Here is a 25,454-nt window from a genome sequence, read left to right on the forward strand (position 1 = left end):
GCTTTTAATATTGTAAAATATTGGTTTACAATTATTTGCAATATTTAATACCTTAGCATACTGAATATGAGTCGTATCCGGCGGTTTATTTTACTGATCGTTTTTCTTAATATGTACTGTCTTGTAAATGGACAGGATATACACCATTCTCAATTTTATACATCTCCTTTAAATTTAAATCCTGGATTAACCGGTATTTTTAATGGGGATCAAAGGTTGGCTTTAAATTATCGCAGACAATGGTTTGTAGAGGACATTGTTCGTTATATGACACTTACCGGTTCTTATGATATCCGAATTTATCCAAAAAAATGGACTACAAAGGGACGATGGAACGCCGGATTACTGTTTAATTACGACCAAGCTGGAGATTCTAAATTAGGTTTGGCAAATTTAGGTTTAAGTATATCCTATACTTATCCAATCACCAATCAAAATTTGATTAGCCTTGGTATTTTAGGGGGATTTTCACAAAGACAATTTAAAACGGAAGAATTGCAATGGGACGCCCAATGGGTGGATAATTTTGACCCCAACAGACCAACCGGTGAAAATTTATCCAATACTTCAAATCATTATTTTGATTTAGGAACAGGAATTAATTACAGATGGCAAAAATCAAGCAGGACAAAAATCGATTTAGGGGCTGCAGCCTATCACTTGACCAGACCAGAGCAAAAGTTTTTTGACCAATCTTTATCCATTGAACTTCCCATTCGTTTTAATATTAATATACAGCCTGCTATTAAACTTGCCAGTTCATTTGACCTGTTATTGCATGGGCAGTATCAACTTCAACAAGCTTACCGTGAATTGGTGGTAGGTGGTTATGGAAAATTTTATCTCAATCAAAAACGTGGAAAAGAATTAAATCTATTAATAGGACTAGCTAGCCGATTGGATGATGCCATTGTTCCCAAAATTGCTGTAGAATATAAAACCTGGTATGCAGGATTTAGTTATGATATTACGACTTCAGGTTTTAAAAACATTGTAAACAATCAAGGTGGGCCCGAATTTTCACTCATGTACATTTTAGTGAAAGCACATCCATTGACTGTTTTAAAATCTTGTCCAATATTTTAATCACATCGTATGTGGGGTAGAACGGTAGGAATAATTCTTGTAATGTTACATTTGGTTTTCATTGACTCCAATGGACAAAGTTTAACACGTGTTTTAGAGGCTGCTGAAAAATCACTTGCCTCAAAAAATTATTTTGATGCATATTCTAAATATAGAGAAGCATTAGAATTTGAACCCACCAATGTATCTTATTTATATAAAACAGCAGAATGTGCCAGATTATTTGGTGCCTATAAAATGGCTGCCATATTTTATGATAGTGTATTACACCATGAATTAAATAATTTTTATCCGCTTACGGGATTTTGGTTAGGTCAGGTAAAGCAAATTCAAGGGGATTATTCAAATGCAATTCTTGCTTTTAAAATTTTTAACTCAGAACATTCAGGAGAAGATTCAAGCTATCTTACTGTAGCTAAAAAAGAAATACAGGCTTGTGAGTGGGCTTCTGAACAGCTCAAATATCCAATAAAAGGATTGACCATGGAAAGGATGTCTGATCAGATAAACTCCCAATTCTCAGACTTCGCACCTGAATTATTTAAAGATGATTTAGTTTATTCATCCCTTCGTTTTGAAAACAAAAAGAATACAACAATTCCAAAACGATACAATTCAAAAATATTACTAAGCCATAAATCTGAATTTCCAAGTGAGTTGCTTCCCACAGATTATATTGCTGAAGGATTAAACATTGCACATACCAGTTATAATAAGGATTATACAAAAGTCTATTTTACTATTTGTGAAGATTTAAATGATTATGACAAACGGTGTGATTTATTTACCAGTACAATTGATGTTTCAGGGAATTGGTCAGCTCCAGTTAAATTGCCTGATTTTATAAATACTACGGGTAGCACCAGTACACAACCTCATCTCTGTTACTTAGATAATGATGTGAATCCAACATTGTTTTACGTGTCTAATAGATCAAAGGGTAAAGGGGGTCTGGATATTTGGTATGTAAAAATAGATGAAGCAGGAAATTATTCTGAGCCCGTAAACTGCGCAGATATAAACACAAACACAGATGATATAACTCCATATTATCATCCAAAATCCAAAACGCTCTATTTTTCTTCTAAGGGGTATCTTGGAATGGGTGGATTTGATATTTATCATTCTAAATATATAGATCAATCCTGGGCAATTCCTAAAAACATTGGAGTTCCTGTTAATAGTAGCTTTGATGATGTATATTATGTAATTACCAATCTGGACACCGTGGCGTATTTAGCTTCCAACAGGACAGGAACACAGTTTTTGGATGATGCAAGTGAAGCTTGTTGTCTTGATTTATTTAAAATTCATTTACTGCCTTGCGATATTAATTTAGATGCATTCGTTTATCAATATTACACTAAAAAGGAATTAAAAAATGTAAGTATAAGTCTTATTGACTTAGACCGACCAACTGCTCCACGAATTACTATAAACACAGAACAAACAAATACGTATCGATTTGCAATCCTATGTGATAAAAATTACAAATTAATAGCTACTAAACAAGGTTATTTGCCCGATTCCATTAGTTTCAATACCGGCAAACCTGCTGAGTTTATTAATATAACTAAGAAATTATTTTTAAAACCCAATGCAATTTCACTTGATGTCTTAAGTTTTCATAAAATAACAAAAGACACCTTGCATGCAGTAACAATTAGTTTGATTGATCTGGATCACCCTCAAAGAGATACGATCGTAATTACAAACCTAAATACAAATTTAAGCCAGTTCAATATTATACCCTGTCATAAGTATAAAATTATCGGATCTAAACCTGATTTTGCAACCTCAGTTGTGTATTTAAACATTGACTGCGCTACCGATACTATTGTCGTTCAAAAAATATATTTGGAGCCTGAACTATATAGTTTACTTCCAATTAGTTTATATTTTGATAATGACCGACCCGACCCAAATACTTTTAAGCGACATACTCTTTTAAAATATTCAAAAACATACGAAGCATATTACGCTAAAAAATTGATTTTCTAAGCAAATATATAGCGATCCAAAAATGCGTGGTGACACATCAGGATATCCTATGGATACATTTTTCGAAAATCAAATTAAATATGGAAAAGAACGATTTGACAAATTTTTAAAAATATTGGAAAAAGATCTTGTAAAAGGAAAGCGCTATGAAATATTTGTAAAAGGATACGCTTCACCACTTGCAAAGCCAGAATACAATTTGAATTTAAGTCAACGCAGAATCGTTTCTATTTACAATGAATTTTACAGACACAATAATGGCGTATTGATAGAATACATACGATCTAAACAATTAAAATTAAGTCAAAAACCATTTGGTGAAACAAATGCACCTACTGGCATAAGTGATAACAAACAAGATCTGCGATCAATTTTTACAATTGAAGCATCCAGAGAGCGACGTGTTGATATTATTGAAATTAAGGAATAGCATAAACCCTATATAATGAACAACTTCAAAATAAGTAAGCATCAATTTCAAAGGTTAATCAGTAGCCTGCGGAGTTTGGTTGTTTTGAGCATTGTTCTTTTATGTTCATCGGATGAATTAAAAGCAACTCACTTGGTGGGTGGACAACTTAATTATAGAAGCATTGGCAATAATTATTACGAAGTGACCGTCATTGTGCGTAGAGATTGCATTTATGGAGCTGACACTGTTCCATTTGACAACCCAGCATTGCTTGGAGTATTTTATGGCAATGGCCAAAAAGCAATTCGGGTTGGTTTTGATGGAGTAGTCCCTTTAAAACTAATGAATAATGATACACTTCAAGAAACAGTTGACAATTTTTGTCCGGGAAAATTTAAGGAAGTGTGCGTACATCAAACGATTTACAGGGATACCATCTTGTTACCATTTGATGAACGAGGCTACATTTTAGCATATCAAAGGTGTTGTAGAAATGAAACCTTATTAAATATAACAGAACCTTTAGAAACCGGTGCAACCTATACAGTTCATATTACTGCAGACAACTTAAAGGTTAAAAATTCCAATCCCGTTTTTGGTGCATTTCCTCCAATTTATGCTTGTGTAAATAAACCATATTACTTTAGTCATGGAGCCATAGATGTGGATGGGGATTCGTTGGTCTACAGTTTTTGTACGCCGTTTAAAGGCAAAACACGTCTTGATCCAGCAGGAAGACCTGATTTTCCTCCATATGACACAGTAGTTTGGGCACCGAATTACGATTTAGGTAATTTAGTTGGCAGTCCGGTATTCATTAATTCCCAAACAGGTGAAATCACATTTACTCCTACAATTCGTGGCCAATTCTTATTTGGAATTTGCGTTTCGGAATATAGGAATGGGAAATTAATAGGGTATACTAAAAGAGATTATGAGGTAAATATAGTTCCATGTGGTATTCAACCTGAAGCAAAATTTACAAGAAGTTCTTTGCTATGCAATGGTTTAGATGTTTCCTTTACTGATCATAAACGGATTGTGATTCTACTGTTAAACTATCTATACTTGATCAATCTTCTGCTTTCGGCCAAATCGTGAAACGAAATTGGAATCTTAGAAGTCCAAAGGACAATTTAAATTCAATGGATTTAAATCCTGTTTTTAAATTACAAGGAGATAGCCTGATTGAAATCAGTTTAACCATAACGGATGAAAATGGATGCACCGCAAGCATTCAAAAATCCATTTTAGTAAATCTGATCGAAGTTAATTTAATCGCCAGTGAATTAAGTATTTGCAACGGAGATTCTGTACACTTGGTGAAAAACCCAAACCCCCGATTGACTTACAAATGGAGTCCGACCAATACCCTGGATTTATCAAACCCAAGTGACCCCATTGCAAAGCCATCCACAACTACGACCTATTCTGTTACAATAACAGATGGACCTTGTTCGGCTATCCGGCAAATTACAATACTCGTTAAAGATAAATTGAATTTAAAGTTACAAGCTGATACCATTGTTTGCGATGGAAAATTTGATATAACAGCTTCATCCGATTCTTCAACCGTTTTTTCCTGGTCAAACAACCGTCTATTTAATCCGACTTATTTTACTGGCTCTCATTATTCAGATACGATTAGTGGAACTCGAAAATTTTATGTGAAGGCTGGAATTGGGGCGCAATGTGCAGCAATTGATTCAATTACGATTTCAAACAAAGCACTTAAACTGAACTTCAAAAAAGAATATTTAATTTGTGCTGGAGATTCGATTCAAATATCTATTCAAAATCTCAATGCTGCAGATACCCTTTTGATTGCATGGGAAGCAAATCCAATTATCATCAGTCCTTTAAATCAATCAAACATTCAAGTATCTTGCCCAAACCCTGGACGATACGTGTTGCGATTTACAATTAAAAATCAATTTAATTGCAGTCTTTCTGATAGTATTATAATTAATGCAGCCAATGCCTCATTACCAGATCTTACCGTTGAAACAGCTTGCGGATCATTAGAAATACGAGTAAAAACAACCAGTGCCGGAAAAATCCACTGGGATTTTGGTGATGGGATTGGACAATCCACCAATAAAATAGATCGCTACGTTTATAACAAAACTGGAACATACCGAATTGTATTAGAATCAGATTCAGTTTGTAAACGAACCAGTGAGCGTGAAATTACTGTTATTAAATTGTTTTCTACGGTATTGGATTCGTTAGTAAGTTGTGACGGTATTATCCACCTCAATCCTTCAGCTGATAGTTCATTTAAATATGAATGGTCACCGAGTGAAGGATTAGATGATCCAAATATTCCGAATCCAAAGACCACCCTTAGTTCAAACAAAAAGTATTATGTAAAAATTTATGATCCCAGGTATCCTGACAGTTGTTTTATTAGGGATAGTATATGTATTGTAGTTCCAACAGCTATCCAATTGCTCGCCGGTCCAGATACAACGCTGTGTGCTAAAAGCAGCATCCTATTAAAAGCCAATAGCAATTTCACAGGACTTAAATTGATTTGGTGTAATTCAGAAAACAAAGAAATTGGTTCAGGCCCAGAAATTAAAGTTGAACCTGAAAAAACAACTTTTTACATTGTAAAAGCTATCGATGCATATGGATGTGAAAAGGCTGATACAGTCCATGTTACTTTATACGAATTTATTGCCAACATCTCTGGTCAGCCAATCATCTGCAAAGGGGATAGTGTGAAATTAATATTACACATTTCAAAAGGGGATAGCCTGCATTTTGAATGGTTTCCTAAAGAAGGTATATCAGGCAATGATAAAGATACTTGTATTTTTGTAAAACCAGCGTTTGATCAACTTTATAAAGTGATCGTAACAAATTCATTTGGCTGTAGTTGGGAAGCAAGCTATCTGGTAAATGTAACTGATATTCAAAATCAATTAGTAGTCGATGCAGATCCTAAACAAATAGTTCCTGGTCAGAAAACACAGCTTACCGCTACTTTCAATGCGAATTGGAAATACAATTGGAAACCCAATGATGGCAGCTTATCAGATTCTTCAATTTATAATCCAATAGCAACACCAATTAAAACAACGAGCTATACGGTGACCATTGTAGATGAAAATGGTTGTACTGCTTCAGCTTCTATTACAATTATTGTTAACGACTGTTCAGAATCTGTTTTTGTTCCCAATGCATTTAGTCCAAACAACGATTCAAAAAATGATATTCTTTTTGTAAGGTCTCGTTCCAGTGCTGTAACTGAAATAGATTTTCAGATTTACAATCGATGGGGTGAACGCGTATTCAAAACTTCTGACATCAACATTGGATGGGATGGTCGATATAAAGGTGAGTTGCTTAGTCCGGATGTATTTGGCTATGGCTTGAAGTTTAAATGCTTCGAAAACAAAGAATACGCTAAGAAAGGCAATATTACTTTATTAAAATAAGGTCCATTATTTAAATAAAAATCCTGCCTTCGAATTAATTTTAAAACCATCAATATACATTTGCATATGATTTCGATTACTACATGTCCCATATGCAATCTGGAACGGTTTGAACGCTTCTTAAAAATCAAAGACCATTCGATTTCAGGTGAATATTTTAATCTAGAACTATGTGCATCCTGCCGCTTTATAATTACTTCACCAAGACCTGACACAGAACAACTTGGCACCTATTATCAATCGGAAAATTATATTTCTCATAGTGATACAAATACTGGTCTTGTTAATAAAATCTATCGCAGAATAAGACAATTTACAATAAAACAAAAAATTGCATTAATAAGGAAACTTCATCAAAACCCTAAGCTTTTAGATATAGGCAGTGGGGCAGGATACTTTTTAAATGAATGTCAAGCCCAGGGGTTCCATTGCTTTGGAATAGAACCTGACTTCAACACAAGATCCAATTCTGTAAACAAATTTAATATTAACGTATTTGATGAAGTGTATATGAATCAAATACCTGCTGAAAGCATTGATGTAATCACGATGTGGCATGTTTTAGAGCATGTTCCAGAATTAAATAAACGATTGGAAGAAATCAGAAAAATATTAAAGCAAAACGCATATTTAATAATTGCTGTTCCTAATTGCAATTCATTTGATGCAAGCTATTATAAGGAATATTGGGCAGGGTATGATGTGCCAAGGCATTTATGGCATTTTACTCCAGAGACTATTACAAATCTATTAAGTCATTATTCTTTTTTACATGTTGAAACCAAACCAATGTATTTTGATGCGTATTATGTTGCCATGCTTAGTGAAAAATACAAAGGAAATTTAGCAGGATTGGCAAGAGGATTTGTAACTGGTTTCATTTCAAATGCAATTGCATTTTTTTCAAAAAACAATCGATATTCCAGTCAAATTTATATTTTCAGAAAACAATAATTTTTATTTGACATTAAACATTAAATAAAAAATGCATAATGTCACCGTCTTTAACAACATACTCTTTGCCTTCAGTTGACATCTTTCCAGCTGATTTAATAGCGGCTTCTGATTTAAACGTAATGTAATCCTGATATTGAATAACTTCAGCCCGAATAAATCCTTTTTCAAAATCAGTATGGATAACAGCTGCCGCTTGAGGAGCTTTGGTTCCTTTAACAATTGTCCAGGCACGAACTTCTTTTTCCCCTACAGTAAAATACGTAACAAGGTCAAGTAATTCATAAGCCGAACGACTGATTAAATTGATACCTGGTTCATCCAAGCCCATACTTTTAAAAAACTCACTCCGTTCTTCTTCAGGTAATTCAGAAATTTCAGCTTCAATACCCGCTGATATCAAAATAACTTTCGCCTGCTCATCTTTCACTGGTCAAGATGCTTATTTATTTGTTCTAGGAATTCTAATTCTCTGAGCACCTCCTTATCTCCACTTTTAGATTGCTTGCGAAGCCGATCCATTCGTTTATCACTGGTTTCCAGGTCCTTTAATATTAATTCCGTATCGACGATTTCTTTATCCCGAATTGGATTTACAGATCCATCCACGTGCACCACATTATCATCATCGAAAGCACGAACTACATGGATGATTGCATCAACTTCACGAATATTGGCTAAAAACTGATTTCCCAGTCCTTCGCCTTTCGATGCCCCTTTTATAAGACCGGCTATGTCCAAAATATCAACAGTCGTAGGAACAACTCGCTGCGGATTTGCGATAGCCGCCAACTCATTTAAACGGACATCAGGCACCGTAATTACACCTAAATTAGGATCTTTCGTTGCAAATGGATAATTTGCTGCTAATGCACCTGCCGAAGTCAACGCGTTAAATAAAGTTGATTTACCTACATTGGGCAACCCCACGATTCCACATTGCAAACCCATATCATTTTATATTTTCACAAAATTAGAAAAAAGCCAGAGTCAATTTATGCAATTGAAAATCATTAACTTTCTGCTTTTATGAATTTTCTCGCTCATTTAAACCTTGCGTACCCTTCAGAACAACTGCTTGCCGGTAATTATATCTGTGATTTTATTACAAAGCATCAGGAAAAAGAGATTCATCAATCATTTCAAGCTGGAATTAAAATGCATCGTTGGATTGATCACTTTTCAAATAATCACACTGAAATACTCCAGATAAATAAATTATTTCACTCACAAATCCATAAATATGCCCCGGTTGGTACTGACATTGTGTGTGACTATTTATTATATAGAAACTGGGATTTACATAATTTGAAAAGCTTTGATACTTTTCAAGATGATTGCTATAATAAATTAAATCGAATGGTAGCGTTTATGCCAATAAGAATTGGAACTATTTGCAGTATGATGATTCAAGATAATTGGCTTTTGCAATACACCAATTTAACCAGACTTGAAAACGTGTGTAAAAGATTGAATATAAAAGCAAAATTTCCTGTTGATTTTAGAAGTATTTTGCCCATTTTAGAAAAACATGAAGCACAATTAACAGAATGCTTCAATAGATTTTACATGGATTGCAAAAATGAAACTTCAGAACGATTTAACCCTCAAAGTGAAATGACAAAGTAAAAGCTTTGGTAAACAATTTTTCAATAATAGTAGATTCAGGTAATTTATTATCATAGATTAAAATGTTATTCAACCCATGTGAAAATTTTATTTCAGGGGAAAAAATAAAATAGGGTAGATAAAATTGCATTCCTACACCAATTTCTAATTGAAAATCATGCGGAGAAATCCGTACTATTTTAAATTGATTTTTATCTGATCGACTGTTGGACGAAAAATCATAGGAGTATTTAACCCCTGTAATAAAGTAAACACGTTTATCCTTATATGGAGCCGAAGTAAATCGCACCAATAAGGGAATTTCTCCAAACACGGATTCTATTCGCTCCTTTGTTTCAATGCCTGTATTCAAATCCTGATAGGCAAGACTTCTGTAAGACAACGCAATGCTTGGCAAAACTCTAAAATCAAAGTAGTCACCAATTTTAAAATTTGTAATCATTGAAAGAGTTAATCCAGAATTGGATAGGCCTTCATTCCATTTGTAATTTCCATTATTAATAAATCTGCGCGAATGCTCAATTTTAAAGCCAGATGAATTGTAACCGATGGTTAAACCAAAATAGTGCGCTTTTTTTCTAAAACTAAGATAGTTGTAACTATGCGAATTCACTTGTGAATGCAACAATTCCTGTGATATACACACTAATATAAAAATCAATACTATTTGTATCCGATGTAGATGCTGCATATACCAAAAGTCAATGGTTTATAGGAACAATTTTTAAATCCAGATGCTTCTAGAATGGCTGTAAAACGCCCAAAATCGGGAAATTGTTGCACGGATTCAAATAAGTAATCATACGCTCTTTGATCTTTTGAAAGCAAGCGACCAATCAAAGGCAATATATATTTAAAATATACTTGAAACAATTGTTTGACTGGAAAAATCAAAGGTCTTGAAAATTCCAATATCACAATTTGTCCACCTGGTTTGAGTACACGATGCATTTCTAAAATGCCTTTTTGTAAGTTTTCAAAATTTCGTACACCAAAAGCAACTGTAATTACGTCAAAGTTATTTTCGATAAACGGGATGTTTTCAGCATCTGCATACTGACATTCAATCTGATCCTGCAGGTGATCCTTTTTTACTTTTACTCTGCCAATTTCAAGCATTTTTTCTGAGACATCTGTTGCAATGATTTTGGCATTTTTAAATGATTTAGCAGCTTGGGTAGCCAAATCACACGTTCCAGAAGCTATGTCAAGCAATATGAACGAATCACCTGGTGCCTTGGAAATCAAATTCAGCGCTTTTTTACGCCAATACCGGTCAATTCCCAAAGAAAGTACTGAATTTAATAAATCATACGTGCCTGAAATATTATCAAACATTCGAATGACCTGTTGTTTTTTAGAACCTTCTGTTGTATATGGATTGACCAATTATTCGTGAATTTCAAAACAAAGGTACATTCAAAAAAACGAGATCGTTTAAGGGGGTATATATTATAAAAATAAATATTTTTAACAGACTGAAATACTGATTTTTAAAAGCTGTTTTTTGTAAAATAATCCTTGGATTTAGGCCATCTTTTTATTATTTTTGCGGACTTAATAAAAACGGCCCGTTCGCTATGTCTGATCACGACAAAATTATATCGGTAAATATTGAAAAACAGCTTCAGACCTCTTATATCGATTATTCGATGTCTGTAATTGTTGCACGAGCCCTTCCGGATGTGAGGGATGGCTTAAAACCAGTTCACAGACGTGTTTTATACGGCATGAGTGAATTGGGAATGTCTTACAATAAACCCTATAAAAAATCAGCCAGGATTGTAGGGGAAGTATTAGGAAAATTTCATCCCCATGGGGATAGTTCTGTATATGATGCCATGGTGCGTATGGCGCAGGAATGGTCTATGCGGTATCCATTGATTGATGGCCAGGGTAACTTTGGTTCAATGGATGGTGACAGTCCGGCAGCCATGCGATATACTGAGGCTAGATTGGCCCGAATTTCAGACGAGTTGTTGGATGACATAGACAAAGAAACTGTAGACTTTAGATTGAATTTTGATGATAGCCTGGAAGAACCAACCGTATTGCCGGCCAAAATTCCAAATTTACTGATCAATGGTTCATCTGGAATTGCCGTCGGAATGGCCACCAACATGCTTCCTCATAATCTTACAGAGGTTTGTAATGGAGTTATTAAAATGATTGACAATCCAGATATCACCCTGGATGAGTTAATGGAATGCATTCCTGGCCCAGATCTTCCAACAGGTGGAACGATTTACGGCATTTCAGGGATTCGGGATGCCTATGAAACGGGAAGAGGCAAGATCCTTTTAAGAGGCAAAGCAGAGATTCAAGTAATTGATAATCGGGAGGTCATTTTAATTTCTGAAATTCCATATCAGGTTAATAAGGCCCTGTTAATTCAAAAAATCGCTGATCTCGTTAATGAAGAAAAAATCGTTGGCATCAGCGATGTACGCGACGAGTCAGACAGAGAAGGCATTCGGATTTTAGTTGAGCTTCGAAAAGATGCAATTTCAAATGTAGTATTGAGTAATTTATATAAATACACGCCGCTACAGTCGTCTTTTGGTATTAATAACATAGCTTTAGTACAAGGGAGACCCGTTTCACTTGGATTAAAAGAAATTATATTTCAGTTTATCAAGTTTCGAATTGAAGTTGTAGTTAAACGTACTAAATTTCAACTGCGTCAAGCTCAAGAAAAAGCGCATGTGCTGGAAGGCCTATTGATTGCTTTAGATCATCTGGACGCTATCATATCATTAATCCGAGGATCCCGCACGGTGGAAGATGCACGCAATGGATTAATAAATCAATTTAATCTTAGTGAAATTCAGGCCCGCGCCATCCTCGATATGCGCCTTCAAAAACTTACCGGATTAGAGCGTGAAAAGATTAAAGAAGAATATGATGCTTTAATTCTTGAAATAAAAAGATTGCAGGAAATATTGGATGATATTAATTTGCAAAAAGAAATTATCAAATCTGAATTGCAACTGATAATTTCCAAATTCGGCGATGCACGCCGTACATCCATTACCCAAGTTGAAGGAGATATCAATATTGAAGATATGATTGCAAACGATCAGGTGATCGTTACCATTTCACATCAGGGATATATTAAACGCACAAAAACTTCAGAATACAGAACGCAAAGTCGCGGAGGCAGAGGCTCAACAGGAAGTAAAACCCGTGAGGAAGATTTTATCGAACACATGTTTGTTGCCAGCAACCACAATTATTTACTCTTGTTTACGGAATTGGGTAAATGTTATTGGTTACGCGTTTATGAAATTCCTGAAGCTACAAAAACCACACTAGGGCGCGCCATTCAAAATCTTATAAATCTTCCAAAAGAAGACAAAGTGCGCGCTTATATCAATATAGAAGATTTAGAAAACAAGGAATTTTTGGAAAATCATTTTATTGTACTGTGCACTAAAATGGAATCATTAAAAAAGCAGTGTCGAAGACTTCAGCCGGCCCAGATCAAATGGCATTATTGCAATCAGCATAAATGAAGGTGACCAATTGATGGATGCCCGTCTAACAAATGGTGCCTCTGAAATTGTCATCGCAAATAAAAAAGGACGCGCAATTCGTTTTCCGGAAAACAAGGTACGCGTTATGGGTCGTGGAGCTGCAGGCGTTCGAGCTATTAAACTTGATGAAGAAGGCAATGATCAGGTGGTTGGAATGGTCTGTGTGGACCCAATGGATCCTCAATCTACCATTTTGGTTGTTTCAGACAAAGGAAATGGAAAGCGAACTGATTTAAGTGATTACAGTGTTACCAATCGGGGAGGCAAAGGGGTACGAACCTTAAAATTGTCAGAAAAAACGGGTTCTTTGGTTGCAATTAAGAACGTGAATGAAACCCAGGATTTAATGATCACTACAACCCAAGGGGTCATCATCAGAATGCATGTTTCAGATCTGAGGGTCATGGGCCGGGCGACTCAGGGAGTCCGCTTAATTCGACTCGATGAAGGCGATGAAATTGGGGATGTAGCTGTAATTGATCGGGAAGAAGAACTCGCTGAAGAAATTCAGGAAAGTGAAAATCCCATCATTTCACCCAGTTTTGACGATTCGGAAGAATAATTTATTTAAAAAAAACTTAACTAAATTCGTTTCCAAGAAACGAATTAATTTTAATGCTTCTTAGTTATAGTATTAATAAAAGCAAAATATGAAACCACTATTTTCTCTCATTCTAATTTTATTATCCTTTGCTGTATTTGCTCAGGAACCTGAAAAGATGTAAAAAAGCAGATAGTAAAGTTGCAAGTTTTTATCTGGATCCAACAGCAAATGTTTCCAAATTATGGGAAGCGAAAGCTTTGATTGATGGTGCAAGCGACAATGAATTGGTTAGCAAATCTGCACGTACCTGGTCTGTTAAAGGAAAAGTTTATAATGCCATTTGTTCCCACGAAAGCGATTCAATACTTATTGGTCAACAATTTGGGAGACCTTATAAAGTCAAACACAAGGATGCAGCTTTAATAGCCTATTCTTCATGGCTTAAATCAAAAGAACTTGCGACAAAAAGTCATGAATCTAAAGATGCATTGGAAGCCTTAAGCGAAACCTATCGCTATCTCAATAATTATGGCATTCAAGCTTATGAAGGAGGTGATTTTAAAGCAGCATTCAACCACTTTGATGCAGTAGTTAAAATTAACGACATGCTATTAGCAGGCGGAATGAAAGGAGTTTTAGCTACACCCGAAGATTTGAATAAACAAAAATACCTTGCTGCCGCCTGCGCGATTAATGCAAATATGTTAGAAACAGCCTTTCCTTACCTAGAGGACCTTCGCAAAGTAAATTACAGTGAATCGTTTATTTATGAAGGATTATATAAATACTATTTAGAACGTGATGAAAAAAAGGCTGAAGAGGCTTTAGCAGAAGGACGTCAAAAATTCCCAAATGAAACTGCTTTATTATTTAATGAAATCAATCATTATTTGAAGAAAGGACGCTTAAATGAATTGGTTGATAAATTAAAAATAGCTGTTGAAAAAGAACCAGGTAATGTTTCAGTAAGAACTACTTTAGGCAATGTATATGACAACCTTTGCCAGAAAGAATGGGAAGGCGGGAATTTTGAAAAAGGTAACGAATATTATACACAAGCTGAAAAGTATTATAAAGAAGCTTTAACAATTGCAGCAACAGATTTTAACAGCCTATATAGTTTAGGTGCATTGTATTACAATAAAGCTGCTCTGATTTCAAAAGAAGCAAATAAGCTAAGTTCTGATTACAGTAAAGAAGGCACACGTAAATACAATGAGAAAAAAGCTGAAATGGAAAGCTACTTTGATAAAGCATTGCCTTATTTCGAACAAGCTGAAAAAATAGAACCAAAAGATAAAAATACTCTTATCGCATTAAAAGAAATTTTTGCTAAAAAATCACAGTTTGATAAATCGAATGCTTACAAAACAAAATTGGAAAGTTTAGGTAATTAATCAAACCAGTTTTTGCAGTTATATGGACGAAAAGAAATTTAAAGAAGTTGAAGCGCTTAATGGGGTAGGGGCTTTTCATGATCTATTTGATTTGCCCATTCTTGAGCAACCTCAAATTCCAGATGCAAATCGGTGTAAACTTAGATTGTCTTTGTTGGAAGAAGAATTAACTGAACTCAAGGAAGCCATTGAACAGGGTGATCTTGTAGCAGCAGCCGATGCATTTTGTGATTTACAATATGTGTTATCAGGTGCGATTCATGAATTCGGTTTAGGATCCCATTTTTACAATTTGTTTGAGGAAGTTCAACGGTCTAATATGAGTAAAGCATGCGGCACGTTTGAAGAAGCTCTAAATACGCAATCCATGTATCTGGAACAAAAGCAAACTGTATCAGAAATCAAGCAAAAAGGAGATCGTTTTTTGGTTTACCGTACTGAAGATGGCAAAGTATTAAAATCCATAAATTACAGTCCAGCCAATTTAGAAATGGTTCTAAATAAATAGATTTCTCTTGAACTATTTATTGCGGACGCTTTTCATAAAGTGGACCGACTTTAAAGCCTTCATCAGATAAATCACCCCGATGGATTCTTATACCGTAAGGAATCTCATCTAAAAATTCGGTGTGGGATCGAGCGATTTTGCCTTTTCCATCCTGAACTTCTATCTGAAACATACTGATATTTTTTAAAGAATCTCGTTGAATCGTCAGGTATTTTACAATGACTCCGTATGGTAGCAATCGATCTCTGATATCAACAAGCTGTTCGGTTGGCATTGATTTTTTAAAATGAACTTCAATCCAAGATTCATCTACATAAAAATAGGTTTGATTTTCCTTTACCTTATATGAAACCAAACCAAAAATTAAAAACAGAAGACAATACCAAGATCTCATTGATTAAGCTGGTTTTTGATCTTCCGGCTTATTGGTATCACTTGGATTTTGAGTAGTATCTTTTGGTTGCAACTTTTCAGCCAAATCCTCCATCGTATCTGCTGCCTTCTCTGCAAAATGTTGAGCAGATTCAAGTACATCGTGCGTAATTTCTTTTGTTTTTTCCCAACTTGTTTCAGCAACTTGCTCAGCCTTTTTAACAAATTCTGATTCTTGTATTTTTGTAACTGCTTCCATCGTATTTTCTTTTGCTTCTTGCATGGCTGTATTTGCCCAGGCTTTTGCTTTTTCAATGGATTCCTCTGTTTGTTTCTCAATCAGATCTTTTGTTTTTTCTGCATTATCAATTGCTTGTTGTGTAGCTTCTTTGCTTATTCCGAAAAGCTTGCTAAAAAAATCTTTCATTGCCATGCTATCAATTTTAAATTTTAAAATAAATTAATTTGTTTTTGTATCGTCAGGTAACTCAACCGGGGTAATCGTTTTTTGTTTTGATTCACTAGGTTCTAAATTCTTTTGATCTACTGCAGTATGATCTTTTTGCGTTTCCAACCATTTTTCAGCTTTACTGAAAAAATCAGGATGTGTAGATTCTAAATTTTTTCCAAAATCAATGGGTTTATCTGCGATTCCATCATTGTTCTGATCTTTTAAATTTTCATCAGCATCTAATTTTTTAGCTTTTTCAACGGTTTCATCAATAAAATGATCCATTTTTTCCAAGCCTTCTTTTGCTTTTTCTACAATATTTTCTCTGAATTCACGAGTAGAATCGTCCAGTATTTCAATTTTCTCTTTGATTTCTGACCACAAGTGTTTTCCCTGCTCTTTTGCTTCACCTACAGAATCTGCTACAAAATCCTTTGCTTTTTCTAAAAATTCCGAGGATCCACTGCCTTCCTGGCCCGAATGATTGGCTTGGTTCACCGGCTGCTGATTTTCGATTTCGGAAAATCTAGTATCCTGATAATCAATCCCATCTATTTGACTATTGGACTTAGAAGGATTTGAAAACCAAGATTTTATAGTATCAAATAAGGCCATTCTGATATTTTATACAAAAATAGGACAAAGAAAACAAATCAATGATTTAAATATGGTCGTATATTTCGTCATGCCTTGTTTAATATATCGTCTATGAAAAAATCTAAATTGCCAGAAAGGGGAACCAACATGCACATTCCAAATCGATTTTTTAAACTTCAAACGGCAACTGAACTTGAGTTATCACAACAAGAAGCTGGTATTGAGAAAATAAAAACGCAGTACATCCCAATTATGGCTAAATCTATGATCAATCCTGTGGCAAGTCCGGATTTATTTATGGATTATTCCTTAAATCCGTATCAAGGATGTGAGCATGGTTGTACCTATTGTTATGCCCGATTGACCCACAACTACTGGGGCTACAGCATCGCAGATGAGTTTGAAACAAAAATATTGGTTAAGCAAAATGCGATAGAGGTTTTAAAGAAAGAATTAGGATCCACAAACTATGTAGTTAAACCCATCATGCTTTCAGGAAATACGGATTGTTACCAACCGGCCGAATTAAAATTTGGCCTGACACGTAAAATCCTGGACCTATTCCTCTTTCTAAAACATCCGGTCATGCTCATTACTAAAAATGCACTTATCCTGAAAGATCTTACTGTTTTGAGTGCACTGAATTCTCATAATTTGGTGTCTGTAGCGATCTCAGTAAGTGCTTCGGAAGACAAGACCCGACGTATCATGGAGCCGCGTGCATCCACCATTGAAAGCAGGCTGCAAACGATTAGCAAATTAAGAGCATCCGGAATTCCGGTTCATGCCATGCTTGCGCCGATTATTCCCGGGATTAATGATTCTGAATTAATGGAAATGGTAAAGTTAACAGCAGATGCCGGAGCAAGCAGCGCATCCTATCAAATCGTGCGGCTTAATGGTCAACTGCCTGAATTGTTTAGTGCATGGCTGGATGAACAATACCCGGATCGCAAGCAACGAATACTCAATGCAATCAAAGAATGCCATCAGGGTCAATTGAATGATTCAAATTTTAAGACCCGAATGAAGGGGAGTGGTACCCTTTCAGATTCCATCCGGCAACAATTCAAAGTAGCGTATAAACGCAATTATCCCAATCCACAGAAAGCCACTTTACGGACAGATTTATTTATTAGAATTAAAAACGGCCAATTGCCTTTGTGGTGAACTTAGATCACAACGTAAGCGATGTAGATGATCAAGACCAATATAGAAAAGAGGGAAATCATAAATAAGAGGTCAGCTATATGTTCGGTGTTACGCTCCAGCTTAGGATTTTGAGTACGCAATGAAATAAAAGAAACGATGCAGGCAGCTGCCAACAACAAGGAAATTACAGAAGTGATTTCATCTATTAAATTATTTTCCTGCTGGCTAGTTAAATGCAAGGAGGTGATCACAACCAGGCATAATCCCAAGAGGGTAGAGGCTGTATTTAAAATGTGCTGGGAGGTGATGTTTAGCATAGGGAATTGGAAACTAAAATTATAAACTTAAAGATATCTAATACTCAATTAATAAGTAAATGAATTAAAACTTGTTAAATGGCAACTAGGCTTGAATGCTAGATGCATTGTTATCATTCCAAATAATTCCTATTAAACACGTTGTTGGTTCCGTTTGGTGGTTGAAATTGTATAAAAATCCTTATTTATTCTTCATTTCGAAGCTTAATTGTAATTTAAAGAGTAGAATATATATCCATATAAGCTTCAATATTAAAATATCGATTCACAAGAAGCTTCAATGAAAAGGGCGGATTTTTAAAAATCAATATATGCAAGTTCCTAAAGGTCCAGAATTTTGGACAAACCTCGATTTAATTCCATAACCCAAAAACTTACATACATTGAATAAGATTTATTCCTGGGCAGCTCAGCTGCTACTTTCCAAAGTACTTGGTGGAAAAAAAACCATGATCCTTGGCTGGACAAGTACTGCAATTGGTACTTTCAATATGATGTTTTCAACTGAAAATCTGCAGGCCATTTGCCAACACCATGGTATTTGTATGCAGACATCTGCAGTCTTTGGTACCATCCTGGTTGTAATAGGGGAGGCCACTAAGCTCTTTCGCTATGCTACCGGCCAGTCCTACCGTGACCCTGATTTTTTTAAACATTAATAGACGAATGATATCGATCTGCATAACCTGCTGGATCGGATTGGGGTAATAGAGAGATAAACAGTCTCAGACGGCCACTGGGAAACCAGGGGTCGTTTTTGTTGTACATCAGTTGATCTTAAAATTTATTTACTTTGGAAAGTATACTAATTGCTGTTTTCGAAACTTCGGCATTACCACATTGAATCAATATCATCAAATCATTTCTGCATTGATCTAAGCACTCTAGAAAGAAATTATAATCATTTTCATCGAATCCTGATCTGTCATTTTCACTAATGTAAAAAATAAATCATTCAGAAAATTGAAGATTACGTAATACAGTACTCATTCGCTCTGGTTTGTTCACATAATAGTTATAGAAATTCATTGCAGACCTAAAACTATAAATAAATTTATGAATAGTGCTTTGATTTGTATTTGCAATTGTTGCATATAAATTTCCGGCAATCAATTGAATATCTTCATGAATTTTCTCTATCTTTGAATCATGGATACTGTAATTTTCTTCATGTTTGTTATTGTACAAGTTATATGTATTGTTCAGCTTTTTTTTGAGCTCGACAAACTTGATTTTAATAAAATTTTGAAAGATGGAATATCCAAAGATTCCGAAGAGGACGAATAATATTGAAACATATGTTGTTGTCCAATTATTTTGATATTCAATCAACGTAATCGTATTTGCTTGTTGAAGCTGTAAATCTTGTATTCTTTGGGTCAATTCATTTTTACTGGAATTATTAGATACTTCGGTTTTTACTATTGAGTAAAGGCTTTCGACTTTGGAATTCAGTACATAGCATTTCCAAAAAAGATATATACAACCAAAAAACATAATTACTGACCAGGTCACTAATACTATACCTAATTTCCTCATTTTAATTACAGATTAACCATAGACAGCTATAAAAATAGTATCTTTTATAAAGAATCACAAATTTTATAATATTTATTTAATTATAAATACAGGTTATCTTCCTTTCAATTTTGTTAGCTCTGCTTTTAACATACCAAATTTAATCACTGGAAGATTTTCCTCAGAATCTGGAGGCAATATATATGTTGTAAAATTTGAAAATGTTGAATTGCGCGACAATTTTGTATTGCCTTCCGTCTGTCCAGCAATACTTGCAACTCCAAAGCTTAAACTTGCGTTCACTTTAAAGTTTGCTTCTCCATTAAATCCATGTGATCCCTTACTTGAAGACCAGATAGCTTTATAATTATTATTAAATCTAATTGTATCTGCATCATTAATACCTGGAAATGAAGTTAATAATTCAAGTAAATGAATCCGAAGGCTGGTATCCATTTCCAATGAAGTTCTTCCAAAATAAGCACCAGCTAATGGCGAAACCAAAACACCACCTCCAACAAAAAACGAACTCTTAGTAGTTAATGCACTATTAGCAGATGATTTTACTTCTGTTGTAAGCGGCACAGCACCAGTAAATTCCATAGCTGCGCTTAAATAACCTGAACAATCCAAGGTATATAAAAAATTGCTTTTGCCTAACAGCATGAATTTTTCGTATTCAAAATTTTTATAAGTTGAAGCCGTTGATACTGTCCGATAATATTCAATTGAATTAGCGCCCACAGTTTTTACTTGAAAAGTATGCATTACATCACTAATATCAGAATCAGAATAAAGTAACGCTTGATCAGATGGCAATTTATTTAGCAATGTTGTTATAAAAGGAGGCGTCCAATTCTTCTTTGCTTTTTATTAAGTTCCTTAATTTTAGATAATACTTTTGAAGGCAACGAACAAGAATGATTACTTGGGTCAAAAAGACTTGCAACTTCTTCTTTGATATTTACCAATTTCCCACCAATTTGTACTGTTTTTAATAAAGTAGTATCTTTTATTCCAAATTTGCTTGCTTTCCATGCTTTAATATCTGTATCTTTTATTTTATTTAAATTCGATTCTATTTCTTCAGACCACGTGGCAAAATATGCAGGATCACCTTCAGAATATAACTGCTCTTTTAATTCAAATTGATCATTATTATTTGCTAAATACGTAACACCTGAATCCTTCAAAGCTTGTAAATTAGCAAAATTTGCTAGCCAATCAGTATTTAAAAGTGATTGTGCAACTAAATTTAACCTTAACTTTTCCATTTTTAAAGTATCATCTTTGGTTGGTTTCAGTGTTACTGAATAATAACTGTTGTCGATTTTCTCTTCAGCACAAGAAATTACAGCTGAAATGAATATGCAAAAAATGCATATTTTAAGACCAATTTTTTTCATATTAAATTTTTTAAAAAAGTGAAGAATGAAATTTAAGAATTGGTCTTAAGGATAGTATAAAATTACTCAAATTGGATTAATCTCAAAATATTTAAGCACTTTCTTTTAACTTTTAACACTCCTATAACACCACCGTATCAATACTGCATCTTATATTTTTAATGCTTAAAGTTTTTTTCAGTAAGGGTAGTGATGCCCTGACAACTCATAGGGCTTTTTTTATGTCCTATAGGAAGATCCAGCGGCGTATTACCTCCGTGCCGCGTCTATAATGGATTCGGCAAGCCCATGATTGGACTTTAACCAGCGGGAAAGGATACGCCGCTTTTTTTGCATCCATTTAAAAAATTTCTTATGGTTAAGAAACAATCAAAGCTTGTAAGTCAAGCAAAAAAAACACCGGTAGTAAATCCGGATCCACCAATTGTAGATCGTGCTTATTTTCATGACCTGGCTAAGCCACCGGTCAATGATGCAGATCGAGAGCAATTGATTCATCATTACATTGAGCTGCTTGGATTGTTTGGTGCAACTGTTGTAAGCATCAGATACATCAATGGCCAGTATGAATGTTCCGGAATGACCGGCACAACAGAATATTACGGTCCTTCAGACAGTTCACTGCAGCGTGCTGTTTTCTTTTTTATTAAGCACATCATGAAAGCACATCACAAATTGATGTACAACATCTTTCAGGGCTTTTTAAATCAAAGTCAAGTCTAAAACCAATCACAGATGCTGGCACTGACAAATGCGAGTTTGTCAGGCCAGTGTTTTTATTTTTTAGCAAAAAAATCAGCAAATTCATGATGATTCCAAACCTTTTTTGTCCTGTAATTGACTCTACAGCAATACGACTTAGACGCAATTTCATATTCGATCACTTGTCTGATAAAGTAACTTACCCAATCGGCGTCCGGAGCAAAGACTTTGTCAATGTTCGATTTCCAAGGATTCATTTTCTTTTTCCTAAACCATTCGAGCCAAAAAACAAGACGATTGCTTGCTTAATATCATACGCAGGAATCTTTACATCATTCAAAATCCATTCAGGTTTTGCCGTTCCGATGATTCCGGTACGAAAAGAATAAAAATACAGTTGAGGTTCCATAAATTACATTGGTTTTATGTACCCCGGTAAGCGGCAACTTCCGAATATACTCTCTAAGGTTTTCCCATAATTTATAGTATGAATTTGATAACTAATTTGAAACGTCTCGTTCCCTTTTAGTTATAATATTATAAGGAATATGGAATGAGAATTACAGTTTAATTTATTGTTTTTGAGCTGCCTTCAAGACCTTGATAAGTGCATATAGGCTCTCGTTTTCCTTTTTAAGGACTGCCATCGGATCGTTCTCTTTTCCGTTGATATATTGCTTTACATTATGAAATTCCTTGTAAGCAAATAATTCAGGATAGCGCACATGTATTTCATTGTATATCAGGCCTATTATATCTGCATTAAGGATCTGGGAGATCTTAATTAAATCATAAATACTTCCATAAATTGGGTTGGCATACTTGTGATGAGAGCCTGTATAGCTGATTCCCATTTTTGTCGCAATATAACGATGGCTATAGCCCTTTTCTTCTACTAGTTTCTTAACTAATTCGCCAATGTGGAGGCCAAAATATTCGGGATTGGGTTGTGTTTTATTCATATAACTTATAATTTTAGTGCAAAAATATTACAACTTATTTCGTTAAATGTTAAATAAAATACCTTTTTAGTTATCATTTTATTTCCTTTTAGTTATATATTTGCTCCCAGTTAACCAAAATTTATGCTCGCAGATATCATCAAACCCCTTGTATTAGGGACAGAAAAGGAGTCCTGGCTCGTTCCTGGTAGAGATCTAAATGCTTACCAGAAAAAACGTGTGTTTAATGAAGGCCTATCGATCCACAAATTCACCTCATTACTATTCTCAGATCGGGATCTGATCATGACCGATGTCATCAAGCTATGTAATATCATAGGGGTTGAATTTAAGGACGTCGCCAGCGAAATATCGTGAATTACGCTTTAGATCGACTTAATCTGATTGGATTCAATGCTGATCAGGATTGGGCTCTTTACAATGCCCATCCGGATGAACCGCATGGATCCAAGGTCAAAAAGCCAATCTTTTGGTCAGATGCTAAAGGCAATTTATGTATTGGCATCTTTGACCTCAATCGGGAATTCATAACCGTTGACATCAAAGAATCGTCTGCAAAACTTGATCATAAGATCTTCCACTTTGTTCGTTGGGCTGAACCCAAAGTCATTGACGGCGAAGCTCGTAAGATAACCCCGTTTCAGGGTGGCCATGGCGTTTTTCCATATATACCGCTACAAATCGTTGAGAAGTTCCGTGAGAAGCAAAAAATTAAAAACCTTGTAATTACCGAAGGACAAATCAAGGCTTATGTTGGGGCTAAAAATGGCCTTGACATCGTTGGCATTCCAGGCATTGAAATTTGGAATGCCAAAGGCCTTGCTGGGATATTCAAATTCATTGCTGATGTAATTCTGGTGTGCCAAGTTGAAACAATAACCTGGTTAACGGATGCCGATTCCCTTTTTGTGGAATGGAAAGAAGATAAGGATCTTGGCAAGCGGCCAAGAAAGTTTTTAAACTCTGTAATGCAATTTAAAGAGCGTACAGCAGACTTTCCGGTTCGACAGTTCTTTGCACACATTAAAGAAGAAAGCCTCTCTAAGGGCATCGATGATTTAATTATTGACAATCCAGCCGCAATTGCTGTAATCAGAAAAGAATTACAGGAAGATCACGGATCCGGTACCTTTTTCAAGAAGATGGAAATCGGTGCCATGTCATCTACTAAGCTTAAAGCTTATTTTGGTCTAGATGACAATGTAAAATCCTTTTATGATAAATATGAGCATGTAATTGGCAATCGCGAGTTTGTTTTCTTAAATGGCACTTACAAGTATGATGAGATTGCCAATAAAGTAAAATACATTAAGTGTGGAGAAGCCAGCCAGTTTATCATGGTAGATTCTACCTTCTTTATCAAAGGTCCAATTTCTACAAAATACGGGGAACATGAAAATACCTTGAAGCCTATTAAGCGTGCTGGTATCATGGGGATGTTTAAAAACAAGTCTGAGAAATTCATTGAAGAAGCATCGCTCAAAGTTTTTATTAATAAGCTAATATATGATATACCTTACTATAACGGTTTTGTTAACCGGCCTTCCCACATTGCTTACCAAAAAGAAGAAATCGTCGTGGATCGTAAGAACAACCACGAAATGAAATACTACAACCGCTATTTTGAATTAAGTCATAATCCGGAACCTGGACCGGTTGACCTATCTCTTGATTTTGTTAAACATATTTTTGGTACCGGTACCATCATGCATAAAGGCAAGCTCTACAATGAGTGGGAACTTGGTTTGGATTATATCCAGTTGCTTTACATGATGCCAACGATGTTCCTTCCGATCCTATGTTTAGTGTCTAAGGAACGCGGTACTGGTAAGACTAAATTTTGGGAATGGATGGGCGCGATTTTTCAGCAAAATGTTAAACCTATAAACTCACAACAATTGAACGGAAATTTTACTTCTCTTTTTGCTTCCTCGTTATTGGTATACATCGATGAAGCTTTTTTAGATAAAAAAGAAACCATTGAAAAGCTTAAATCATTGGTCACAACCGATAAGGGTAAGTTAGAATACAAGGGTGTTGATGCAGATTTGATTGACAACTATATGAAGGTTGGAGTCGGCACCAACGATGAAACATCCTTTGTAAATATTCCAGAGGATGCAGTTCGTTTTTGGGTGCGTAAAGTCCAGCCCATCCCTGAGGCAAAGTTGGACCGCTACTGGTATGATAAGCTTAGAAAAGAGATACCAGCTTTTCTGTATTTCCTGCAGCAGCGTAAAATTGTTACGGTGTATGAGCATCGTCAATGGTTTCATCCGGATATTATTAAAACAGACGCTCTTGATGCAATTGTAAAAGTTTCTAAAACTTCTATTGAACATGCATTGGAAATGGTGCTTTGTGAACACATGTCAAGAGTTAAAAGCCCATCATATACTACTCAAGCAAGGACATTAAAGATCTAATTAATGATCCATCGGTTAACCTACCAAAAATTCGTTGG

The 25,454-nt window shown here is 35.1% G+C and carries 24 protein-coding genes and 2 pseudogenes; 14 read left to right on the forward strand and 12 right to left on the reverse strand.

All coding sequences use genetic code 11. The features are described 5' to 3' along the window. Nucleotides 1–66 precede the first annotated feature (66 nt). From IPK91_02430 to IPK91_02455, 6 genes are all read left to right on the forward strand, one after another. Nucleotides 67–1,086, forward strand: a complete 1,020-nt coding sequence (locus IPK91_02430) for a PorP/SprF family type IX secretion system membrane protein (protein ID MBK8296147.1) — start codon at nt 67–69, stop codon at nt 1,084–1,086. A gap of 42 nt (nt 1,087–1,128) precedes the next feature. Continuing rightward, a complete protein-coding gene (locus IPK91_02435; protein ID MBK8296148.1) occupies nt 1,129–3,087 on the forward strand; it encodes a PD40 domain-containing protein in 1,959 nt (652 codons plus the stop codon). 22 nt (nt 3,088–3,109) lie between these two features. Further along, on the forward strand, nt 3,110–3,517 hold the full coding sequence (locus tag IPK91_02440; protein MBK8296149.1) for a hypothetical protein: 408 nt from the start codon (nt 3,110–3,112) through the stop codon (nt 3,515–3,517). Between the two features lie 15 nt (nt 3,518–3,532). Beyond that, nucleotides 3,533–4,600, forward strand: coding sequence for a hypothetical protein (locus tag IPK91_02445; GenBank protein ID MBK8296150.1), 1,068 nt, complete (start codon nt 3,533–3,535; stop codon nt 4,598–4,600). Then, complete coding sequence (locus IPK91_02450) at nt 4,597–6,945, forward strand: gliding motility-associated C-terminal domain-containing protein (GenBank protein MBK8296151.1); 2,349 nt, start codon at nt 4,597–4,599, stop codon at nt 6,943–6,945. Before IPK91_02445 ends, IPK91_02450 begins: the two co-directional genes overlap by 4 nt. Before the next feature lie 66 nt (nt 6,946–7,011). Beyond that, complete coding sequence (locus IPK91_02455; protein ID MBK8296152.1) at nt 7,012–7,899, forward strand: class I SAM-dependent methyltransferase; 888 nt, start codon at nt 7,012–7,014, stop codon at nt 7,897–7,899. A gap of 13 nt (nt 7,900–7,912) precedes the next feature. Here IPK91_02455 and ychF read toward each other — a convergent pair. Next, nucleotides 7,913–8,850, reverse strand: a pseudogene (gene ychF, locus IPK91_02460) (redox-regulated ATPase YchF). Between the two features lie 78 nt (nt 8,851–8,928). On the opposite strand from ychF, the gene IPK91_02465 reads away from it, so the two are divergent. Beyond that, complete coding sequence (locus tag IPK91_02465; GenBank protein MBK8296153.1) at nt 8,929–9,528, forward strand: DUF479 domain-containing protein; 600 nt, start codon at nt 8,929–8,931, stop codon at nt 9,526–9,528. Here the strand turns inward: IPK91_02465 and IPK91_02470 are convergent. After that, nucleotides 9,500–10,219 (reverse strand): PorT family protein, encoded by a 720-nt coding sequence (locus IPK91_02470; GenBank protein ID MBK8296154.1) that lies wholly within the window; start codon nt 10,217–10,219, stop codon nt 9,500–9,502. The genes IPK91_02465 and IPK91_02470 overlap by 29 nt on opposite strands. Next, entirely contained in the window at nt 10,192–10,866 is a 675-nt protein-coding gene (gene ubiE, locus IPK91_02475) for a bifunctional demethylmenaquinone methyltransferase/2-methoxy-6-polyprenyl-1,4-benzoquinol methylase UbiE (GenBank protein MBK8296155.1), read from the reverse strand. The genes IPK91_02470 and ubiE overlap by 28 nt, the downstream gene beginning before the upstream one ends. Nucleotides 10,867–11,108: 242 nt before the next feature. Here ubiE and gyrA point away from each other — a divergent pair. From gyrA to IPK91_02490, 3 genes and pseudogenes are all read left to right on the forward strand, one after another. Further along, nucleotides 11,109–13,626 (forward strand): annotated as a pseudogene (gene gyrA, locus IPK91_02480) (DNA gyrase subunit A). A gap of 128 nt (nt 13,627–13,754) precedes the next feature. Next, nucleotides 13,755–15,005, forward strand: a complete 1,251-nt coding sequence (locus IPK91_02485) for a hypothetical protein (protein ID MBK8296156.1) — start codon at nt 13,755–13,757, stop codon at nt 15,003–15,005. 22 nt (nt 15,006–15,027) lie between these two features. Next, nucleotides 15,028–15,513, forward strand: coding sequence for a nucleoside triphosphate pyrophosphohydrolase family protein (locus tag IPK91_02490; protein MBK8296157.1), 486 nt, complete (start codon nt 15,028–15,030; stop codon nt 15,511–15,513). 16 nt (nt 15,514–15,529) lie between these two features. On the opposite strand, the gene IPK91_02495 is transcribed toward IPK91_02490, so the two are convergent. From IPK91_02495 to IPK91_02505, 3 genes are read right to left on the reverse strand one after another with little or no spacing between them, the layout of a single operon-like run. Continuing rightward, a complete protein-coding gene (locus IPK91_02495) occupies nt 15,530–15,868 on the reverse strand; it encodes a hypothetical protein (protein MBK8296158.1) in 339 nt (112 codons plus the stop codon). 42 nt (nt 15,869–15,910) lie between these two features. Next, entirely contained in the window at nt 15,911–16,312 is a 402-nt protein-coding gene (locus tag IPK91_02500) for a hypothetical protein (GenBank protein ID MBK8296159.1), read from the reverse strand. Nucleotides 16,313–16,345: 33 nt separating this feature from the next. Beyond that, entirely contained in the window at nt 16,346–16,951 is a 606-nt protein-coding gene (locus IPK91_02505) for a hypothetical protein (protein MBK8296160.1), read from the reverse strand. A 93-nt stretch (nt 16,952–17,044) separates the two neighbouring features. Between IPK91_02505 and IPK91_02510 the strand changes: the two genes are divergently transcribed. Beyond that, nucleotides 17,045–18,103, forward strand: a complete 1,059-nt coding sequence (locus tag IPK91_02510) for a PA0069 family radical SAM protein (protein ID MBK8296161.1) — start codon at nt 17,045–17,047, stop codon at nt 18,101–18,103. Between the two features lie 2 nt (nt 18,104–18,105). Here IPK91_02510 and IPK91_02515 read toward each other — a convergent pair whose 3' ends face one another. Continuing rightward, nucleotides 18,106–18,402, reverse strand: a complete 297-nt coding sequence (locus tag IPK91_02515) for a hypothetical protein (GenBank protein ID MBK8296162.1) — start codon at nt 18,400–18,402, stop codon at nt 18,106–18,108. A gap of 383 nt (nt 18,403–18,785) precedes the next feature. Here IPK91_02515 and IPK91_02520 point away from each other — a divergent pair, with 383 nt between their 5' ends. Further along, nucleotides 18,786–19,061, forward strand: a complete 276-nt coding sequence (locus IPK91_02520) for a hypothetical protein (GenBank protein MBK8296163.1) — start codon at nt 18,786–18,788, stop codon at nt 19,059–19,061. A gap of 292 nt (nt 19,062–19,353) precedes the next feature. Here the strand turns inward: IPK91_02520 and IPK91_02525 are convergent, their stop codons facing one another. From IPK91_02525 to IPK91_02535, 3 genes are all read right to left on the reverse strand, one after another. After that, complete coding sequence (locus IPK91_02525; protein ID MBK8296164.1) at nt 19,354–19,941, reverse strand: hypothetical protein; 588 nt, start codon at nt 19,939–19,941, stop codon at nt 19,354–19,356. A gap of 93 nt (nt 19,942–20,034) precedes the next feature. Then, entirely contained in the window at nt 20,035–20,739 is a 705-nt protein-coding gene (locus tag IPK91_02530; protein MBK8296165.1) for a hypothetical protein, read from the reverse strand. 17 nt (nt 20,740–20,756) lie between these two features. Next, nucleotides 20,757–21,326, reverse strand: a complete 570-nt coding sequence (locus tag IPK91_02535) for a hypothetical protein (protein MBK8296166.1) — start codon at nt 21,324–21,326, stop codon at nt 20,757–20,759. Nucleotides 21,327–21,680: 354 nt separating this feature from the next. On the opposite strand from IPK91_02535, the gene IPK91_02540 reads away from it, so the two are divergent. Further along, entirely contained in the window at nt 21,681–22,049 is a 369-nt protein-coding gene (locus IPK91_02540) for a hypothetical protein (protein MBK8296167.1), read from the forward strand. A gap of 232 nt (nt 22,050–22,281) precedes the next feature. Here IPK91_02540 and IPK91_02545 read toward each other — a convergent pair whose 3' ends face one another. Next, entirely contained in the window at nt 22,282–22,437 is a 156-nt protein-coding gene (locus IPK91_02545; protein ID MBK8296168.1) for a hypothetical protein, read from the reverse strand. Nucleotides 22,438–22,600: 163 nt separating this feature from the next. Then, on the reverse strand, nt 22,601–22,990 hold the full coding sequence (locus tag IPK91_02550) for a hypothetical protein (protein ID MBK8296169.1): 390 nt from the start codon (nt 22,988–22,990) through the stop codon (nt 22,601–22,603). A gap of 353 nt (nt 22,991–23,343) precedes the next feature. Between IPK91_02550 and IPK91_02555 the strand changes: the two genes are divergently transcribed. Further along, complete coding sequence (locus IPK91_02555) at nt 23,344–25,416, forward strand: hypothetical protein (protein ID MBK8296170.1); 2,073 nt, start codon at nt 23,344–23,346, stop codon at nt 25,414–25,416. Nucleotides 25,417–25,454: the final 38 nt, after the last annotated feature.

The sequence above is a fragment of the Saprospiraceae bacterium genome (assembly GCA_016712145.1).
Taxonomy (GTDB): Bacteria; Bacteroidota; Bacteroidia; order Chitinophagales; family Saprospiraceae; genus Vicinibacter.

Bases quoted from the DNA above. Each gene is read 5' to 3' on its own strand.
- IPK91_02430 (MBK8296147.1), top strand. From the start codon at position 67: ATGAGTCGTATCCGGCGGTTTATTTTACTGATCGTTTTTCTTAATATG.
- IPK91_02435 (MBK8296148.1), top strand. From the start codon at position 1,129: ATGTTACATTTGGTTTTCATTGACTCCAATGGACAAAGTTTAACACGT.
- IPK91_02440 (MBK8296149.1), top strand. From the start codon at position 3,110: ATGCGTGGTGACACATCAGGATATCCTATGGATACATTTTTCGAAAAT.
- IPK91_02445 (MBK8296150.1), top strand. From the start codon at position 3,533: ATGAACAACTTCAAAATAAGTAAGCATCAATTTCAAAGGTTAATCAGT.
- IPK91_02455 (MBK8296152.1), top strand. From the start codon at position 7,012: ATGATTTCGATTACTACATGTCCCATATGCAATCTGGAACGGTTTGAA.
- IPK91_02465 (MBK8296153.1), top strand. From the start codon at position 8,929: ATGAATTTTCTCGCTCATTTAAACCTTGCGTACCCTTCAGAACAACTG.
- IPK91_02470 (MBK8296154.1), bottom strand. From the start codon at position 10,219: ATGCAGCATCTACATCGGATACAAATAGTATTGATTTTTATATTAGTG.
- ubiE (MBK8296155.1), bottom strand. From the start codon at position 10,866: ATGTTTGATAATATTTCAGGCACGTATGATTTATTAAATTCAGTACTT.
- IPK91_02490 (MBK8296157.1), top strand. From the start codon at position 15,028: ATGGACGAAAAGAAATTTAAAGAAGTTGAAGCGCTTAATGGGGTAGGG.
- IPK91_02500 (MBK8296159.1), bottom strand. From the start codon at position 16,312: ATGAAAGATTTTTTTAGCAAGCTTTTCGGAATAAGCAAAGAAGCTACA.
- IPK91_02505 (MBK8296160.1), bottom strand. From the start codon at position 16,951: ATGGCCTTATTTGATACTATAAAATCTTGGTTTTCAAATCCTTCTAAG.
- IPK91_02510 (MBK8296161.1), top strand. From the start codon at position 17,045: ATGAAAAAATCTAAATTGCCAGAAAGGGGAACCAACATGCACATTCCA.
- IPK91_02515 (MBK8296162.1), bottom strand. From the start codon at position 18,402: ATGCTAAACATCACCTCCCAGCACATTTTAAATACAGCCTCTACCCTC.
- IPK91_02525 (MBK8296164.1), bottom strand. From the start codon at position 19,941: ATGAGGAAATTAGGTATAGTATTAGTGACCTGGTCAGTAATTATGTTT.
- IPK91_02535 (MBK8296166.1), bottom strand. From the start codon at position 21,326: ATGAAAAAAATTGGTCTTAAAATATGCATTTTTTGCATATTCATTTCA.
- IPK91_02540 (MBK8296167.1), top strand. From the start codon at position 21,681: ATGGTTAAGAAACAATCAAAGCTTGTAAGTCAAGCAAAAAAAACACCG.
- IPK91_02545 (MBK8296168.1), bottom strand. From the start codon at position 22,437: ATGGAACCTCAACTGTATTTTTATTCTTTTCGTACCGGAATCATCGGA.
- IPK91_02550 (MBK8296169.1), bottom strand. From the start codon at position 22,990: ATGAATAAAACACAACCCAATCCCGAATATTTTGGCCTCCACATTGGC.